The organism is Hydrotalea sp., from assembly GCA_030054115.1.
Taxonomy (GTDB): Bacteria; Pseudomonadota; Alphaproteobacteria; order JASGCL01; family JASGCL01; genus JASGCL01.
The window spans coordinates 1-3569 of sequence record JASGCL010000070.1; the positions used below are offsets into that span (position 1 = coordinate 1).

Consider the following 3569-nt stretch of genomic DNA (forward strand, 5'->3'; position numbering starts at 1 on the left):
CGTGACCATCATAATAGTGGTCGCAGGGTTCGACTCCCTGTCCCTCCGCCACCATTTGTTTGATGAAAAAATGGCTACGCCATCAAATAATTTGCGTTAAAAATTGACGCCCAAACCCGTGCCGATAAACAGGGCGAGGGGGCCGGCTTTGCTGGTGTAAGCTATTTCACCCGAAGATTTTGTCGCAGACACCGAACCCTCACTACCAGAATAACGCACGTTGAATAGTTCGTGGATGTATTTAACATTGATGTCGGCATGCAATAACCCATTGTCATATTCCAAAGCAACCTGTGGTGCTAGCACAAAACCCGCATCGTCTTTGGCCGAACCGCCGAAATTTCTGGCGGCCGCCTCATCGGTTGCTACCTTTACCGCGCTTAATATATCGGCGGCCACCCCATTGGCTAGGGTCAGCTCTTCGGTATTAATCGAAATGCCCAAAGCTGGTATATTCTTATTGGTTAATATGCTTTGACCATTATAAAACAAATCCTTGCCGTCTGATGTTACGCCAAGGGTTATCAGCCAATTGGCAATGGCCGCGTCATCGATAGTTCCGGTGTTAGGCACCTGCACGGTAACAAAACTGTTGAAGCCATCAATAAACCAGCAGCTATTTTTTAAGGGAGATAAATTAACATAATCGGGATCGATTGTAATATTGGAATCCGAAATAATACCATTTGGTACAAGGCTGTTTATTACAACATGATGATAACAAGTATGAATATCACCGGCAACACCCGATGTTTCATTCAGGTATGGGTCTTTACTAGAATTTGAAATTGAGAAGGTCGCGCCACTGGCAAGCTTCGCGCCATTAAGGCTTTGCGCGCCGTTGTTAATTTTTTGCGTCCAATTGACGTCGGAAATGCTAAAGCCCAAGCCCAACCCGAATCGCAACCCCCAATGGTCGGCGGAATCAAGTTTAATGCGGTAATTCGGCACCAGCGTTATCACGTGATATGACGCGTCGTAATTAAATTCCGTTTTTGAATTGACGTTGGTGCCCAACCCGGTCCATTTATGATTGAACCCCAAATAATCGGCGGACAGGCCGAATCCGGTTTTGCTGGTCAAGCCCAAACTAACCCCGTAACCAACCCCACCGGTCGCGGTCGATGTGTTGCCCCCGATACTGGGGGATTCTGCGGTTGATTTGTTCCAATCGCCGGCGAAGCTGTAAACATAACCGACATCGGCCTTTAACGTTAATTGTTGCCCTACCGCTCCGCTGCTTGAGGGCATTAAATTTTGCCCTACCGCTCCGCTGCTTGAGGGCATTAACTTACCGTCGGCGTTTATAGCCTGTGCGTTAGCGTGGTTGGTAAAAATGCCGCCGCCAATGGCGTCAAGGGTGCTAAGGGTGCTAAGGGTGGTGCTTGCCAATATGGTGGCCGCGCCGATGAGTATTTTATTTTTCATGATATGCTCCGTTATTTTTTATGTTTATTATGTTGTGTAAATTATGAATCTGTATTGTCATCAACATGCCCCGCCGCCATAGAAGCGTGCGAACATGGCGTCAGCCGTTTTCGCAAAATATATATGGCGGATATATTGTCGTAGTGATTTGTTGATAAAATAAATTATTAAAAATTAACGCCGATGCCCGCGCCGATGAACAATGCCAGCGGCCCGGCCTTCAAGTTATAATCTGTTGCACCCGAGGCCTCCGACCCAAAATAACGCGCGTTAAATAATTGATGCAGGTATTTTAGGTTGATGTCGGCATGCAATAGGCTATTGTCATATTCCAACGCGGCCTGCGGCGTGATGATAAAACCTATACCCATTCCTGATGCAGTATTGGATGATGTGCCATTGTTAGAAAGGTTTGTAGAACTTATAGCCTGAATAACCGGCACGCAATCTGCTTTGGTGGCGGTCGCGCTGTCGATGGCACCATTCCAGTTGCCGCCATTGACAATGCAGGCGACCTCTGGGGCAATGCCCCCGTTAGTGCCGCTGGTTGCAATATAAACGCCGGTATTATTGATATTTAACGTCATGCCGTCGGGTGAGGTAACACCGAGACCGCGAAGCCAAGTTGCAATATCGGCATTGCTGGCGCTATTACCCGATATATTGCAACGATTTTTTTGAGTGCCAGGCGCAAGACTATCCCCGACGTCATTACCCGTGTTTTGGTTAATGTTGCAGACGCTTGGCAAAGCAGGGCTGAACCCTACCAGTGTATTATAATCGGCACCCGCCGCGACGCGAACATTCGCGCTTGCGCCATTTTGTGCATTGCCTTGCGCGCTGTCATTTAAGTTCAAAATACTGACACCCACGCCCAAGCCCAACCGCAGACCCCAACGCCCGCTCGAATCCAATTTAACACGATAATTGGGCGACAGCGTAACAATATTGTAATTATAGGCATGGCCGCTGGCCGCATTTCCGCTGGCCCATTTATCGTTAAAGCCGATATAATCGGCAGAGATACCAAAGCCGGCCCTATTGGTCCAACCGAAGCTTGCGCCATAACCAACCCAACTGATACCGCCGGAATTATTGCCGCCAAAGCTATAAACATAACCAACAGTGCCCTTTAGAGAAAAAGCACCAGCCGGCGTAAGGCTTGATGTTAGGTCTGGCGGTTGATTGCTAGCGGCCGCCGCGGCCAATGGCGATTTGGTTGATTTTAATTTGCTATCCGCCGCATGACCCTCCTGCGCGCGCGCCATTGCGGCGACCATAACAATAATAGCCGTTATTATATATGGTGATGTTAAGCGACCCAACGGGGTATATTTTATATAGTCTTTCATACTTACCTCCTAAAAAAAGTATTTTATATTTGTGTATATTTAATTATATATGTATATATTTATTCACATCTAAATATATACATATATATATATAACAATTACTAGTAGAGTAGATTAATATAATTTATAGTCAACAACTATTTAGTGTATTTGTAGATTTTTTTTCTTTTTTATGGCATTTTACAACTAAAAATTGTTTTTATTAGCGGTTTTAAGGCCTATCCCCTCTACATGGACTGGTTAATGGTTGGAGCCGTAGCGGTGGCGGCTTCACTTGCGTCTATACAATATAAATTATCAAAAAATCGCCCTGCGATTTGTTGATGACGGGTATTGTTTTATGTTGTTTGCTTTGGCGAACCCACCCAAAAAATATCTCCACCGCTGGCGCGGTGTTCGTATTTTTATCCCTCGGCGGCGGCTAAAGCACGGGAGGCAATGCGGTGTTTTTTACTTATATGTTTTCTTTACAAAAAAAAGGTGGCGCAAAAAAAGGCAAAGAATATGGCGATGCCACAAAGCCTCCATTGCTTCAGCCGCCGCCCACCCCTCTCCCGTCATTCTCGAAAATTTTTCTTGCCATGTTGCGAATGCAACATGGCGAAAACCATAGAAAAATTTATCGGGAACCCAATCCTTGGCGTCCTATCTTAACAAAGTAATAATCAGTTGGCGCGAAGATGTCATTTTACCAACCAGCGAGGCGACGTCTGCTGAGAGCGGGCAAAAACGACGCCAAGGATTGGGTTCCCGATAATCGTTGCGAATGGTTTGCGCTATTGCTGAACG

2 protein-coding genes are annotated in these 3569 nt (G+C 46.2%); both read right to left on the reverse strand.

Features of this window, described 5'->3' with window-relative positions:
- Nucleotides 1–96: 96 nt before the first annotated feature.
- On the reverse strand, nucleotides 97–1428 hold the full coding sequence (locus QM529_07565) for a hypothetical protein (protein ID MDI9314513.1): 1332 nt from the start codon (nucleotides 1426–1428) through the stop codon (nucleotides 97–99).
- Nucleotides 1429–1595: 167 nt separating this feature from the next.
- On the reverse strand, nucleotides 1596–2780 hold the full coding sequence (locus QM529_07570; protein MDI9314514.1) for a hypothetical protein: 1185 nt from the start codon (nucleotides 2778–2780) through the stop codon (nucleotides 1596–1598).
- Between the last annotated feature and the right edge of the window lie 789 nt (nucleotides 2781–3569).